Origin of the sequence: Streptomyces sp. NPDC058239 (genome assembly GCF_042882185.1) — a bacterium.
Taxonomy (GTDB): Bacteria; Actinomycetota; Actinomycetes; order Streptomycetales; family Streptomycetaceae; genus Streptomyces.
The window spans coordinates 14196-27542 of the sequence record NZ_JBHVWS010000003.1; the positions used below are offsets into that span (position 1 = coordinate 14196).

10 protein-coding genes are annotated in these 13347 nt (G+C 70.2%); 9 read left to right on the forward strand and 1 reads right to left on the reverse strand.

The window, feature by feature from the left end; translation table 11 throughout:
- Positions 1 to 44 precede the first annotated feature (44 nt).
- Positions 45 to 1847, reverse strand: coding sequence for a glycoside hydrolase family 15 protein (locus ACFVYE_RS05100; RefSeq protein WP_389604443.1), 1803 nt, complete (start codon positions 1845 to 1847; stop codon positions 45 to 47).
- 405 nt (positions 1848 to 2252) lie between these two features.
- Between ACFVYE_RS05100 and ACFVYE_RS05105 the strand changes: the two genes are divergently transcribed.
- The 9 genes from ACFVYE_RS05105 (at position 2253) to ACFVYE_RS05145 (ending at position 13286) form a co-directional block, all read left to right on the forward strand.
- Positions 2253 to 3938 carry a CTP synthase gene (locus ACFVYE_RS05105; protein WP_383072365.1) on the forward strand — a complete coding sequence of 562 codons (1686 nt, stop codon included), beginning with the start codon at positions 2253 to 2255 and terminating at the stop codon, positions 3936 to 3938.
- Between the two features lie 89 nt (positions 3939 to 4027).
- The gene (locus ACFVYE_RS05110) at positions 4028 to 4654 is read left to right on the forward strand and encodes an NUDIX domain-containing protein (RefSeq protein WP_383978472.1); all 627 of its coding nucleotides are present in this window, start codon (positions 4028 to 4030) and stop codon (positions 4652 to 4654) included.
- Positions 4655 to 4902: 248 nt separating this feature from the next.
- Positions 4903 to 6966: a tetratricopeptide repeat protein gene (locus tag ACFVYE_RS05115; RefSeq protein ID WP_383978469.1), complete on the forward strand. Its 2064-nt coding sequence runs from the start codon at positions 4903 to 4905 to the stop codon at positions 6964 to 6966.
- A 143-nt stretch (positions 6967 to 7109) separates the two neighbouring features.
- On the forward strand, positions 7110 to 8225 hold the full coding sequence (ald, locus tag ACFVYE_RS05120; RefSeq protein ID WP_383978475.1) for an alanine dehydrogenase: 1116 nt from the start codon (positions 7110 to 7112) through the stop codon (positions 8223 to 8225).
- Positions 8226 to 8594: 369 nt separating this feature from the next.
- Positions 8595 to 9713, forward strand: coding sequence for a ParA family protein (locus ACFVYE_RS05125; protein ID WP_093893768.1), 1119 nt, complete (start codon positions 8595 to 8597; stop codon positions 9711 to 9713).
- Positions 9710 to 10339: a hypothetical protein gene (locus ACFVYE_RS05130; protein WP_383974297.1), complete on the forward strand. Its 630-nt coding sequence runs from the start codon at positions 9710 to 9712 to the stop codon at positions 10337 to 10339. The genes ACFVYE_RS05125 and ACFVYE_RS05130 overlap by 4 nt, the downstream gene beginning before the upstream one ends.
- A gap of 96 nt (positions 10340 to 10435) precedes the next feature.
- A complete protein-coding gene (locus tag ACFVYE_RS05135; protein WP_383974294.1) occupies positions 10436 to 11548 on the forward strand; it encodes a segregation/condensation protein A in 1113 nt (370 codons plus the stop codon).
- The gene (gene scpB, locus ACFVYE_RS05140) at positions 11545 to 12192 is read left to right on the forward strand and encodes an SMC-Scp complex subunit ScpB (protein WP_383974291.1); all 648 of its coding nucleotides are present in this window, start codon (positions 11545 to 11547) and stop codon (positions 12190 to 12192) included. Before ACFVYE_RS05135 ends, scpB begins: the two co-directional genes overlap by 4 nt.
- A complete protein-coding gene (locus ACFVYE_RS05145) occupies positions 12192 to 13286 on the forward strand; it encodes a pseudouridine synthase (RefSeq protein WP_383974288.1) in 1095 nt (364 codons plus the stop codon). Before scpB ends, ACFVYE_RS05145 begins: the two co-directional genes overlap by 1 nt.
- The last annotated feature ends 61 nt before the right edge of the window (positions 13287 to 13347 follow it).

The window sequence follows — 13347 nt, forward strand, 5'->3', positions numbered from 1 at the left end:
GCAGGGGGCGGGCCCGGCATACGCCGCCCGCCCCCTCCCCGAGATCAGCCGACGTACGCCCCGCTCGCCGTCAGGCGCAGTGCCGTGTCGATCAGCGGCACATGGCTGAACGCCTGGGGGAAGTTCCCCACCTGGCGCTGCAGCCGGGGATCCCACTCCTCCGCCAGCAGGCCCAGATCATTGCGCAGGGACAGCAGCCGCTCGAAGAGCTGGCGTGCCTCGTCGACCCGGCCGATCATCGCCAGGTCGTCCGCCAGCCAGAACGAGCAGGCCAGGAACGCGCCCTCGTCGCCCTCCAGGCCGTCGACGCCCGCGTCCTCGCCCTTGGTGGGGTAGCGCAGCACGAAGCCGTCCTCCGTGGACAGCTCGCGCTGGATCGCCTCGATCGTGCCGATCACGCGCTTGTCGTCCGGCGGCAGGAAGCCCATCTGAGGGATCAGGAGGAGCGAGGCGTCCAGTTCCTTCGATCCGTAGGACTGGGTGAAGGTGTTGCGTTCCTTGTCGTAGCCCCGGTCGCAGACATCGCGGTGGATGTCGTCGCGCAGCTCCCGCAGCCGCTCCAGCGGCCCTTCCGCGTCCCCGGACTCGATCAGCTTGATGGTGCGGTCGACGGCGACCCAGGCCATCACCTTCGAGTGGACGAAGTGGCGGCGCGGGCCGCGCACCTCCCAGATGCCCTCGTCCGGCTCGTCCCAGTGCTTCTCCAGGTACTCGATCAGCTTGAGCTGGAGGCCCGTCGCGTAGTCGTTGCGGGTCAGGCCCGTCATATGAGCGAGGTGCAGTGCCTCGATGACCTCGCCGTACACGTCCAGCTGGAGCTGGCCCGCCGCGCCGTTGCCGACCCGGACCGGGCCGGAGTTCTCGTAACCGGGCAGCCAGTCCAGCTCGGCCTCGCCCAGCTCGCGCTCGCCCGCGATGCCGTACATGATCTGCAGGTTCTCCGGGTCGCCGGCGACCGCCCTCAGCAGCCACTCGCGCCAGGCGCGAGCCTCCTCGCGGTAGCCGGTGCGCAGCAGGGAGGAGAGGGTGATCGCGGCGTCACGCAGCCAGGTGTAGCGATAGTCCCAGTTCCGGGAGCCGCCGATGTCCTCCGGCAGGGAGGTGGTCGGCGCGGCGACGATGCCGCCGGTCGGCGCGTACGTCAGGGCCTTGAGGGTGATCAGGGAGCGGACCACGGCCTCGCGGTAGGGCCCGTGGTATGTGCACTGCTCGATCCATTCACGCCAGAAGTCCGCGGTCGCGTCCAGCGAACTCTCCGGGTCCGGAAGACCGGGCGGTTCGTGGTGCGAAGGCTGCCAGCTGATCGTGAACGCGATCCGGTCCCCGGGCGCGACCGTGAAATCGGAGTACGTCGTCAGGTTCTCGCCGAAGGTGTCGGCGGGGGTGTCCAGCCAGACGGAGTCCGGGCCGGCGACGGCGACCGTACGGCCGTCGACCTTGTGGACCCACGGTGTGACCCGCCCGTAGCTGAACCGCATCCGCAGCTCGGAGCGCATCGGCACCCGGCCGCTGATCCCCTCCACGATCCGGATCACCTGCGGTGCACCGTCACGAGGCGGCATGAAATCGGTCACTCTGACCGTTCCGCGCGGTGTATCCCATTCCGATTCCAGGATGAGGGAGTCCCCGCGGTAACGGCGGCGGTCCGCGGACGGCGGCTCCGCCCCGTCCTCCCGCGCCGGTCCCAGGCGCCAGAAGCCGTGCTCCTCGGTACCCAGCAGTCCCGCGAAAATAGCGTGCGAATCGAAGCGGGGAAGGCACAGCCAGTCCACTGTGCCGTCCCGGCAGACCAGGGCGGCGGTCTGCATGTCTCCGATGAGTGCGTAATCCTCGATGCGCCCGGCCACGTGCATCTCCAGTCGAACGGCCATGTCGCCCCGTGGGGCATTACTGCAGGTAATGAGGTCGTCGCAGGGGGCGTTGTGGGGGAACCTGCGAGCTCGGTGCCTCGCCCGGAGCGAGTGTCCGAGCAGGATACGACGCACCCGGATGATCTGCGCGACGGTCTCAGCAAAGCGTCTGAGCCGAACGGGTGGGGCGGGAGGGGCCGACGTCGATCTTGTGCGGTCGGCATGCGGAGCGCGGCCGGAAGCAGGCTCCCTTTGTCGCTGATACCCTGGTAGCCCGTGGACCGGTGGTCGTTCGCAACAGCAGACGAGGCCCCCGAACCGCAGCGACGGCACCTCCGGAATCTCCGGACGGCAACGCCGGCACGCACCTCACGATCGCGACCACGGGAGCCCCCTTTGGCTATGCAGCCCACATCCACGACGACCAAGCACATCTTCGTCACCGGGGGTGTCGCCTCTTCCCTCGGCAAGGGTCTGACTGCCTCCAGCCTCGGTGCCCTGCTCAAGGCGCGCGGCCTTCGGGTCACCATGCAGAAGCTCGACCCGTATCTGAACGTCGACCCGGGCACGATGAACCCCTTCCAGCACGGTGAGGTGTTCGTCACCAACGACGGCGCCGAGACCGACCTGGACATCGGCCACTACGAGCGCTTCCTCGACGTCGACCTCGACGGGTCCGCCAACGTCACCACCGGCCAGGTCTACTCGCAGGTGATCGCCAAGGAGCGGCGCGGCGAGTACCTCGGTGACACCGTGCAGGTCATCCCGCACATCACCAACGAGATCAAGCACCGCATCCGCCGCATGGCGACCGACGACGTCGACGTCGTCATCACCGAGGTCGGCGGCACGGTCGGCGACATCGAGTCGCTGCCGTTCCTGGAGACCGTCCGCCAGGTCCGTCACGAGGTCGGCCGGGACAACGTCTTCGTCGTGCACATCTCGCTGCTGCCCTACATCGGCCCGTCCGGCGAGCTCAAGACCAAGCCGACCCAGCACTCCGTCGCCGCGCTGCGCAACATCGGCATCCAGCCCGACGCCATCGTGCTGCGCGCCGACCGTGACGTACCGACCGCCATCAAGCGCAAGATCTCGCTGATGTGCGACGTCGACGAGGCCGCAGTGGTGGCCTGCGTGGACGCCAAGTCGATCTACGACATCCCGAAGGTGCTGCACACCGAGGGCCTGGACGCGTACGTCGTGCGCAAGCTCGACCTGCCGTTCCGCGATGTCGACTGGACCACCTGGGACGACCTGCTGGACCGCGTCCACAACCCCGACCACGAGATCACCGTCGCGCTTGTGGGCAAGTACATCGACCTGCCCGACGCGTATCTCTCGGTCACCGAGGCCATCCGGGCCGGCGGCTTTGCGAACAAGGCCCGGGTCAAGGTCAAGTGGGTCGCCTCCGACGACTGCAAGACCCCGGCCGGGGCTGCCAGGCAGCTCTCCGACGTCGACGCGATCTGTGTCCCCGGCGGCTTCGGCGACCGCGGTGTCAACGGCAAGATCGGCGCCATCCAGTACGCCCGCGAGAACAAGGTGCCGCTGCTCGGCCTCTGCCTCGGCCTGCAGTGCATCGTGATCGAGGCGGCGCGCAACCTCGCCGAGATCCCCGACGCCAACTCCACCGAGTTCGACGCCGCCACATCGCACCCCGTCATCTCGACGATGGAGGAGCAGCTGGCGTACGTCGAGGGCGCGGGCGACCTGGGCGGCACCATGCGGCTCGGCCTGTACCCGGCGAAGCTCGCCGAGGGCTCGCTGGTCCGTGAGGCGTACGACGACCAGCCGTACGTGGAGGAGCGCCACCGCCACCGCTACGAGGTCAACAACGCCTACCGCGCAGAGCTGGAGAAGAAGGCCGGTCTGGTCTTCTCCGGCACTTCCCCGGACAACAAGCTCGTCGAGTACGTCGAGTACCCGCGCGAGATCCACCCCTATCTGGTCGCCACCCAGGCGCACCCGGAGCTCCGCTCCCGTCCGACCCGCCCGCACCCGCTCTTCGCGGGCCTGGTGAAGGCGGCCGTCGAGCGCAAGACGGGTGCCGGGGCCGGTGGCAAGCAGGGCACCACGTCGGGCAAGTAGTCCGGCGGGACACAGGCATTAACGTTGACCGGGGTACGGATCCACTGAGGATGCGTGCCCCGGTTTCTGTTTTTTGTGGGAGGACGTAGATGGGTTTCCAGGACACGCCCGAGGAGTGGCAGGTCACCGCGACCGAGACGCCCTTCACCGGCAACAAGACCAGCGTCCGCACCGATGAAGTGGTGATGCCCGACGGCACGGTCGTACGCCGCGACTACCAGGTCCACCCGGGCTCGGTCGCCGTGCTCGCGCTCGACGAGGAGGACCGGGTCGTCGTGCTGCGGCAGTACCGCCACCCGGTGCGCCACAAGCTCTGGGAGATCCCGGCGGGACTGCTCGACATCCCCGGTGAGAACCCGCTGCACGCGGCCCAGCGAGAGCTCTACGAGGAGGCGTACGTCAAGGCCGAGGACTGGCGGGTGCTGACCGACGTCTACACCACGCCGGGCGGCTGCGACGAGGCCGTACGGATCTTCCTGGCCCGGAATCTGTCCGAGGCCGACGGGGAGCGCTTCGAGGTCTCCGAGGAAGAGGCCGACATGGAGCTGGCCCGGGTGCCGCTCCAGGAGCTGGTTCGGGGGGTGCTCGCCGGGGATCTGCACAACAACTGCCTCGTGGTGGGCGTCCTTTCGCTCGCGACGGTGCTCGCCGGTGACGGGATCGAGTCGCTGCGTCCGGCCGAGGCGCCGTGGCCGGCCCGCCCGTTCGAGGCCTGACGGTCAGCGGTCTGACGGTTCGTAAGGATTGTTCGAGGTCCCGCGGTCGCAGGGATCGTTCGAGGTCCGACCGCCCGTAGGGGCAGCTGAACGCTTCACCGGCGTCCTCCGATCGGAATAGATGCTGATCCGATCGGGGGACCTCTGCGCCATGCTCCACGGAATTCGTCCACACGCCTGAACTACGCTCGGAATGCCCTGGCCGGAGTCCCGGCGGGCAACGCGTGCAGCGAAGTGGAGCGTGGCCCGTGACGGATCAGGCGGTGGACACCAGCGGCCCGGCCGAGGCAGCGGGAACCGAGGAGCCGTCCAGCACCGTCCCACCCCAATTCTTCGGCCGCGACCGTGAGTTGAAGGCGCTGCGAGCCGACATCGAACGGGCCGGACTGGATACCCTGGCCGGTCGCAAGGCCGCCCGCGCCCGGGTCCTGCTGATCGCCGGACGCCCCGGCTCCGGACGCACCGCACTCGCCGGCGAGCTCACCGGCCGGCTGCTCTCCACCGGCGACCACCCCGACGGCCTGCTCCGGGCCCGGCTCACCGACCCCGGCGGCGCACCCGTCCCCACCGAGCGCACCGCCCGTGAGCTGCTCGACCAGCTGGGCGTGACGGGGCCGCCCGGCGCGGACGGGGACGAGCTCTCCGAAATGGTCCGCGAGGCGCTCGCCGAGCGCCGCGCCCTGCTGCTCCTCGACGACGCCGTGGATGCGGAACAGGTCGACCCACTGCTGCCGGACAACCCCGACTGCCTGGTCGTCGCCACCTCCGAGGGCCCGCTGACCGGTATCCCCGGTGTCCGCCCCTGCACCATCGGCGGCCTGGACGCGGGCTCCGCCGTCCGGCTGCTCGCCCGCATCATCGGCCAGGTCAGGATCACCGTCGACCCGCGGACCGCCGAGACCCTCGCCGAGGAGTGCGCCGGCCTGCCGGCCGCCCTGGTCATGGTCGGCGGCTGGCTCGCCGCCCACCCCATGGCATCGGTCGCCGATGTCACCAAACAGCTGCGCGAGCTGCCGGACGACACGGAGCAGTCCACCGGCGCCCGCCCGCTGGCGCGCGCCTTCCGGCTGGTCCATGACTCCCTGCCGCAGACCGCCGCCCGGATACTGCGACTGCTGGCCCTCGCTCCCGCCGGACTCGCCGACGCCCACACGGCCTCCGCCCTGGCCGGCTGCTCCGTCTCCGCGGCCCAGACGACCCTCGACGACTTCGTGGCCCTGGGACTGCTGAGTACCAATGGGGCGGACCAGCCGCAGTACGAGCTGCCCGGCTGCCTCGCTCCGCTGCTGCGGGCGCTGCTGGAGGACAGGGACCGGCCGACGGAGATCCAGCTCGCCAGAGCCCGGATGCTGGAGCGGACCGTACGGCTGCTGCAATCCTGCCGTGCGGTCACCGAGCCCGAGGGTTCCCCGGCCCGCCGCAAGCTCGCCGGGCTGCCGCGCTCGCTGCGTTTCCCCAGCCCCGATGCGGCCGCCGAATGGCTGCGGATCCGCCGTCCCGCCCTGCTGGCCTCGGCCGGGCTTGCCGTCGAGGACGGTGAACTCGACACGCTGGCAAGGAGGTTGGTGGCCGCACTGGTGCGGGCGCTGGCCGTGCACCAGGGCACCGAGGCGGCCGCGCCCGAGCTGTACGGACTGCACGGTCTGGTTCTGGCAGTCGCCGAACGGCGCGAACTGCCGCGCGAACGGGCCGCCGCACTGCTCAATCTCGCCGACCTCGATGCCAGGACCGGCCGTACGCAGGAGGCGCTGACCCGCTACCGGGCCGCGCTGGACGCCGCACGGGCCGCGAAGGATCCGTACGCCACCGGCCGTGCGATGGAATCCGTAGGCGGTGCCTACGCCGAGCTGGGGGACTTCCAGCGGGCCTCCGACTGGTACGGCCGGGCGTTGGCGCAGCGGCTCACCCAGGGCGAGCGGGCCGACGAGGCGCGGCTGTACGGGCGGCTCGGCGCCGTCCACACCTATGCCGGCCGGTACGGCGAGGCACTGCGGAACTGGCGGGCCGCCGCGGCCGGGTACCGCAGGCTCGGCGATGTGCCGGCCCAGGCGCGGGCGCTGAGCGAGGCGGCCCGAGTGCAGGAGTACGCGGGCCGGCCGCAGGAGTCGCTGCACACCTGTCAGGAGGCCGTCGAGTGGGCCAGGCGGGCCGGGGACGTGCGGCTGCAGGCGGCGCTGGAGCTGCGGCTGGCCGACACGCTCGACCGGCTGGGCGACTCGGCTGCGGCCCGGCTGCACCGGGGCCTGGCCGACAGATTGCTGGGCAAGGAGGGTGCAGCCTACGAAATCCGTAGTGCGGTGAGTGAAAATTAATGCTTTGTAAGGCTAGACAGCGCGAGGCCCTTCATTAGACTGGCTCTGCCGCGTGTGTTCGCGGTGTCTCCATTTACGCTGTGTCTATCCGGGTATGTATAGCTATGTCCGGGTAACCCTCTGAGCCAAGGACCGTGATCGACGTGAAGGTCGGCATCCCCCGCGAAGTCAAGAACAACGAGTTCCGCGTGGCGATCACGCCCGCCGGTGTGAACGAGCTCGTACGCCACGGCCACCAGGTCGTCGTCGAGGAGAACGCCGGGGCCGGCTCCTCCATCACGGACGAGGAGTACGTCGCCGCCGGGGCGCAGATCCTCCCCACCGCCGACGAGGTCTGGGCCACCGCCGACCTGCTGCTCAAGGTCAAGGAGCCGGTCGCCGAGGAGTACCACCGCCTCCGCAAGGACCAGACGCTCTTCACCTACCTGCACCTGGCCGCCTCCCGCGAGTGCACCGACGCGCTGCTGGAGTCCGGCACCACCGCGATCGCGTACGAGACCGTCGAGACCGCGAGCCGCGCGCTGCCGCTGCTCGCCCCGATGTCCGAGGTCGCGGGCCGGCTGGCCCCGCAGGTCGGCGCCTACCACCTGATGCGCTCGGTCGGCGGCCGCGGCGTGCTGCCGGGCGGCGTCCCGGGCACGGCGCCCGCTGAGGCCGTTGTCATCGGCGGCGGCGTCTCCGGCTGGAACGCCACGCAGATCGCCGTCGGTCTCGGCTTCCACGTCACGCTGCTCGACCGGGACATCAACAAGCTGCGCGAGGCCGACAAGGTCTTCGGCACCAAGGTGAAGACGGTCGTCTCCAACGCCTTCGAGCTGGAGAAGGCCGTCATCGAGGCCGACCTCGTCGTGGGCGCCGTGCTGATCCCCGGTGCGAAGGCCCCGAAGCTGGTCACCAACGAGCTCGTCGCCAAGATGAAGCCCGGAAGTGTACTTGTCGACATTGCAATCGATCAGGGCGGCTGCTTCGAGGACTCGCGTCCGACGACGCACGCCGAGCCGACCTTCATGGTCCACAACTCGGTCTTCTACTGCGTCGCGAACATGCCGGGCGCGGTGCCGAACACCTCCACGTACGCCCTCACCAACGCCACACTGCCGTACATCGTGGAGCTCGCCAACCGCGGCTGGGCCGAGGCGCTGCGCCGTGACGCCGCACTCGCCAAGGGCCTCAACACCCATGACGGGCAGGTCGTTTACCGCGAGGTGGCCGAGGCCCACGGTCTGGATCACGTCGAGCTGAGCTCGCTTCTCGGCTGACGGGTCAACATCTCCCGTCAACCTCATGCGTCCGGCCGGACCTTGCTCAGCAAGGTCCGGCCGGACGCATGCCGGGCCCCTGTGAGGCCTCCGTCCAACTCGTCTCGAACGTAACCCTTCAACCGATTCGTGCACCCGCCAAAAGTGCGCCCGGGTGGCTGCGTGCCCTTGACAGGGAGGTGTTCGATTGCCGACACATCGGGCCGGGTCCGGCGGATTGTGTTGCTGCGGAGCGGTGACACGCCATAGAGTCGCCAATCGTCGGCATGGTGCCACGCTGACCTATCGATAAGTTTCCTGGTCACGTCCAAGGAGGTAAGACGACTTGTGAATGAGTCGACATTTACTCCCGGGGGTGTTCAACCAGGGATGCCTGCACGGGGCCAGAGCCCGAACGGGCTGGAGGCTGTCGGCTCCGTCGCTGTCCGCACCTTCGCCACCCACCAGCACATGACGACAGCCCCCCAGATGATGGACGGCCTAAACGTGAACGCCATGGCCGGCAACGAGAGTGGCCGAGAGACCGCCCACTTCGCCGACTTCGACGAGGTGCCCCAGGGGCACTTCTACGACCCCGACGCCGAGTACGAGCCCGATCCGGAGTACGCGGCCACCCTCGCGCCCGACGCTGCCCGCCAGCGCCGCGAGCGGATCGGCCCGACCGGTCGGCCCCTGCCCTACTTCCCGATCCCCGGCCCGCTGACCGATCACGGTCCCGCGAAGATCATCGCGATGTGCAACCAGAAGGGCGGCGTCGGCAAGACCACGTCGACCATCAACCTGGGTGCCGCGCTCGCGGAGTACGGGCGCCGCGTCCTGCTCGTCGACTTCGACCCGCAGGGAGCCCTGTCGGTCGGGCTCGGCGTCAACCCGATGGAGCTCGACCTCACGGTCTACAACCTGCTCATGGAGCGGGGCATGTCGGCCGACGAGGTCCTGCTGAAGACCGCGGTCCCGAACATGGACCTGCTGCCCAGCAACATCGACCTGTCGGCTGCCGAGGTGCAGCTGGTGAGCGAGGTGGCCCGGGAGTCCACGCTGCAGCGCGCCCTGAAGCCGCTGATGGCCGACTACGACTACATCGTGATCGACTGTCAGCCCTCGCTGGGGCTGCTCACCGTGAACGCCCTGACGGCGGCCCACAAGGTGATAGTGCCGCTCGAGTGCGAATTCTTCGCGCTGCGAGGTGTGGCGCTGCTCACCGAGACCATCGAGAAGGTCCAGGAGCGGCTCAACCCGGATCTGGAGCTCGACGGCATCCTCGCCACCATGTACGACTCCCGTACGGTGCACAGCCGCGAGGTCCTCGCGCGCGTCGTCGAGGCCTTCGACGATCACGTCTACCACACGGTCATCGGGCGCACGGTGCGCTTCCCGGAGACCACGGTCGCCGGTGAGCCCATCACCACGTACGCCTCCAACTCGGTCGGTGCCGCCGCCTATCGCCAGCTCGCCAGGGAGGTGCTCGCCCGGTGTCACGCCGAGTGAGTCTGCCCGGGGCCGACGAACTGTTCCGTACCACCGGGGGGATGGGGCTGCAGGCCTCGTCCCCCGCGGACCGGCGGCGCAAGGCGAACGGCGAGGCCCGGGTGCCCGGTCCGGCCGGGGAGAGCGATCCCGCGGCCGAAGGATCCGGGGCGGGCGCGGCGGAGGCCGCAGCCGGCACCGCTGCCCCTTCGCGGGAGGAGCACTCCGCGGCCGACGCCGACGCGGGGGGATCGCGCAGCCGCGGCGGAGACGGTGACCGGGGCGCGGTGGCAGGGCAGCCGGGGCGCAGGCCTCAGCAGTCCTCGCCGTCCACGCAGTCGCCCGCGCCGTCGTCCGGGCAGGAGGCGGTTCCCGCCCCTGCCGTTCAGCAGCAGCGCAGGCGCGGAGGCGGGCGCGGGGCGAACCGGCGGCCCAGCGGCCGGGAGCGTCATGACGAGAAGATCACTGTCTATGTCTCGGCCGAGGAACTGATGGACCTCGAGCACGCCCGTCTCGTGCTCCGCGGGGAGCACGGGCTCGCGGTCGACCGCGGGCGGATCGTCCGCGAGGCGGTCGCGGTGGTTCTCGCGGACCTGGAGTCGCGGGGCGACGCGAGCATCCTCGTACGGCGGCTGCGCGGCCGCTGACCGGCGGGGCGCCGGTAGCCTGCCCGGAGTGCCGCCGCCGGCTGCCCCGTACGGGCCACTGCCCGCCGCCCGTATCCCGCTTGCCCCTGGACCTTCATGCCGACGACCGACGAGCCCGCCCGCACCCCTCGCCGCCCCTTGGGCCGCGGCCCGGGCGGTCGGCCTGCGCCGGGGCCGGCGGGGGACGGGGGCATCGACGGTGAATCCGCCGCCCCGTCTCTTCCCGAAGCCGCGCAAGCGTCCCCGGAACCCTCGGTGGCCGATGCGGCGGCGTCCGCCCGGGCCGACGCCCCCGAGGCGCCCGTAACACCCCCCGAGCCCGCCGTACCGACAACACCCGGCTCACCCCCCGAGTCCGTCGTACCGGCAGGAACCGGCGGCTCGCCCCCCGAACCCGCCGACGACGGGCGGTTCACTGTTCGGCTGGCGAACTTCGAGGGGCCGTTCGATCTGCTTCTGCAGCTCATCTCCAAGCACAAGCTGGATGTGACCGAAGTCGCGCTGTCCAAGGTCACCGACGAGTTCATGGCGCACATCCGCGCCATGGGGCCGGACTGGGATCTGGACCAGACCACCGAGTTCCTCGTCGTCGCCGCGACCCTGCTCGATCTGAAGGCCGCCCGGCTGCTGCCCGCCGCCGAGGTGGAGGACGAGGCGGATCTGGCGCTGCTCGAAGCGCGGGACCTGCTCTTCGCCCGGCTGCTCCAGTACCGCGCGTACAAGCGCATCGCGGAGATCTTCAGCGACCGGCTGGAGTCGGAGGGGCGGCGCTTTGCGCGGACCGTGGGGCTGGAGCCGCACCATGCCGAGCTGCTGCCCGAGGTCGTCATCAGCATCGGGGCCGAGGGGTTCGCCAAGCTGGCCGTGAAGGCGATGCAGCCGAGGCCCAAGCCGCAGGTGTACGTCGACCACATCCATGCACCGCTGGTCAGCGTGCGGGAACAGGCCGAGATCGTGGTGGCGCGGCTGCGGGAGGCGGGGGAGATCAGTTTCCGGGTGCTCACCGAGGACGCCCAGGACACCCTCACCGTCGTCGCCAGGTTCCTCGCGCTGCTGGAGCTGTACCGGGAGAAGGCCGTCGCGCTCGACCAGGACGAGGCGCTCGGCGAGCTCCTGGTGCGCTGGGCCGGGGGAGAGGGGGCCGAGCCCGTCGTGACGGACGAGTTCGACGCCGAGGTGCAGGACGTCTCCGAGGATGTGAAGGCATGAGTCAGCAGGACACCACCGGCTCCACCGTCGCGGATCTTGATCTCAAGCCCGCCCTGGAGGCCGTCCTCATGGTCGTCGACGAGCCCGCCACCGAGGAACACCTCGCCAAGGTGCTGGAGCGGCCCCGCAGAGCCGTCTCGGACGCGCTGCGGGAGCTGGCCGACGAGTACACCGTGCAGCGCCGAGGTTTCGATCTGAGGCTGGTCGCGGGCGGCTGGCGCTTCTATACCCGCCCGGAGTACGCGGCGGCCGTCGAGGGCTTCGTCCTGGACGGCCAGCAGGCCCGTCTCACGCAGGCGGCCCTGGAGACCCTGGCGGTGGTCGCGTACCGCCAGCCGGTCAGCCGGTCGAGGGTCTCCGCGGTCCGCGGTGTGAACTGTGACGGGGTCATGCGGACCCTGCTGCAGCGGGGTCTCGTCGAGGAAGCGGGCGCGGAACCCGAAACAGGTGCGATCCTGTACAGGACGACGAACTACTTTCTGGAGCGGATGGGCCTGCGTGGCCTGGATGAGCTCCCGGAGCTCGCGCCCTTCCTTCCCGAGGCGGACGCGATCGAGGCTGAGACGCTAGAGGGTGTGCCGTCGTTCGATCCGGACGCACCGGACACCCCGGATACTCACGCAGACGACAAGACGGAATTTTGATGCGAAGCAGTGGCAGGAACAGCGGCAGCGGCAAGAGCGGCGGCAACCGGAATCCCCGGGGTGCCGGCGCCGGGCGCGACGACAAGCAGGAGCAGCGTCCCCGCCGGCCCCGGCCCGAGGAGCGCCGCTACGACGTGGGCGCCGACAAGCCGGGCGGCGACGGCCCCCGCAAGGGCCGCGGCGCGGCGGCCCGCGGCGGCGCCAAGGGCGGCCCGAAGCCCGCGCAGGCCGGCGGCAGGAGCGGCGGCCCGCGTCGCCAGGGCGCCCCGTCCCGTCCGCGTGAGCTCGACGCCAAGATCGAGCAGCGCAACCGGGACAGGTACGCGAACAAGCCCGACATCAGGACGCCCAAGACCCACCCGGGCGCCGAGCAGGAGGGCGAGCGGCTGCAGAAGGTCCTCGCCCGGGCCGGTATGGGCTCGCGCCGTGCGTGCGAGGAGCTGATCGAGCAGTCCCGCGTCGAGGTCAACGGCGAGATCGTCGTCGAGCAGGGCATGCGCGTCGATGTGCACAAGGACGAGATCAAGGTCGACGGTCTGACCGTCGCCGCCCAGTCGTACCTCTTCTTCGCGCTGAACAAGCCCGCCGGTGTCGTCTCCTCCATGGAGGACCCGGACGGCCGCCAGTGCCTCGGCGACTACGTCACCAACCGTGAGACGCGGCTCTTCCACGTCGGCCGGCTGGACACCGAGACCGAGGGCATCATCATGCTCACCAACCACGGCGAGCTGGCCCACCGGCTGACCCACCCCAAGTACGGGGTGAAGAAGACCTACCTGGCCGCCATCCAGGGACCGCTCCCGCGCGACCTGGGCAAGCGGCTCAAGGACGGCATCCAGCTGGAGGACGGGTACGCCCGCGCCGACCACTTCCGGGTCGTCGAGAACACCGGCAAGAACTACCTGGTCGAGGTGACCCTCCACGAGGGCCGCAAGCACATCGTCCGCCGGATGCTGGCCGAGGCCGGCTTCCCGGTCGAGCGGCTCGTACGGACGTCCTTCGGGCCGATCCCGCTGGGCGACCAGAAGTCCGGCTGGCTGCGCCGCCTCACCAACACCGAGGTCGGCATGCTGATGCGCGAGGTCGGTCTGTAACCCGGCTCCGTCCGCTCAGAGGCCCGCGGCCGGTTCCTGCTTTCGATTTTCGAACAGGAAT

Bases quoted from the DNA above. Each gene is read 5' to 3' on its own strand.
- ACFVYE_RS05145 (WP_383974288.1), top strand. From the start codon at position 12,192: ATGCGAAGCAGTGGCAGGAACAGCGGCAGCGGCAAGAGCGGCGGCAAC.
- scpB (WP_383974291.1), top strand. From the start codon at position 11,545: ATGAGTCAGCAGGACACCACCGGCTCCACCGTCGCGGATCTTGATCTC.
- ACFVYE_RS05125 (WP_093893768.1), top strand. From the start codon at position 8,595: ATGCCTGCACGGGGCCAGAGCCCGAACGGGCTGGAGGCTGTCGGCTCC.
- ACFVYE_RS05105 (WP_383072365.1), top strand. From the start codon at position 2,253: ATGCAGCCCACATCCACGACGACCAAGCACATCTTCGTCACCGGGGGT.
- ACFVYE_RS05110 (WP_383978472.1), top strand. From the start codon at position 4,028: ATGGGTTTCCAGGACACGCCCGAGGAGTGGCAGGTCACCGCGACCGAG.
- ACFVYE_RS05135 (WP_383974294.1), top strand. From the start codon at position 10,436: ATGCCGACGACCGACGAGCCCGCCCGCACCCCTCGCCGCCCCTTGGGC.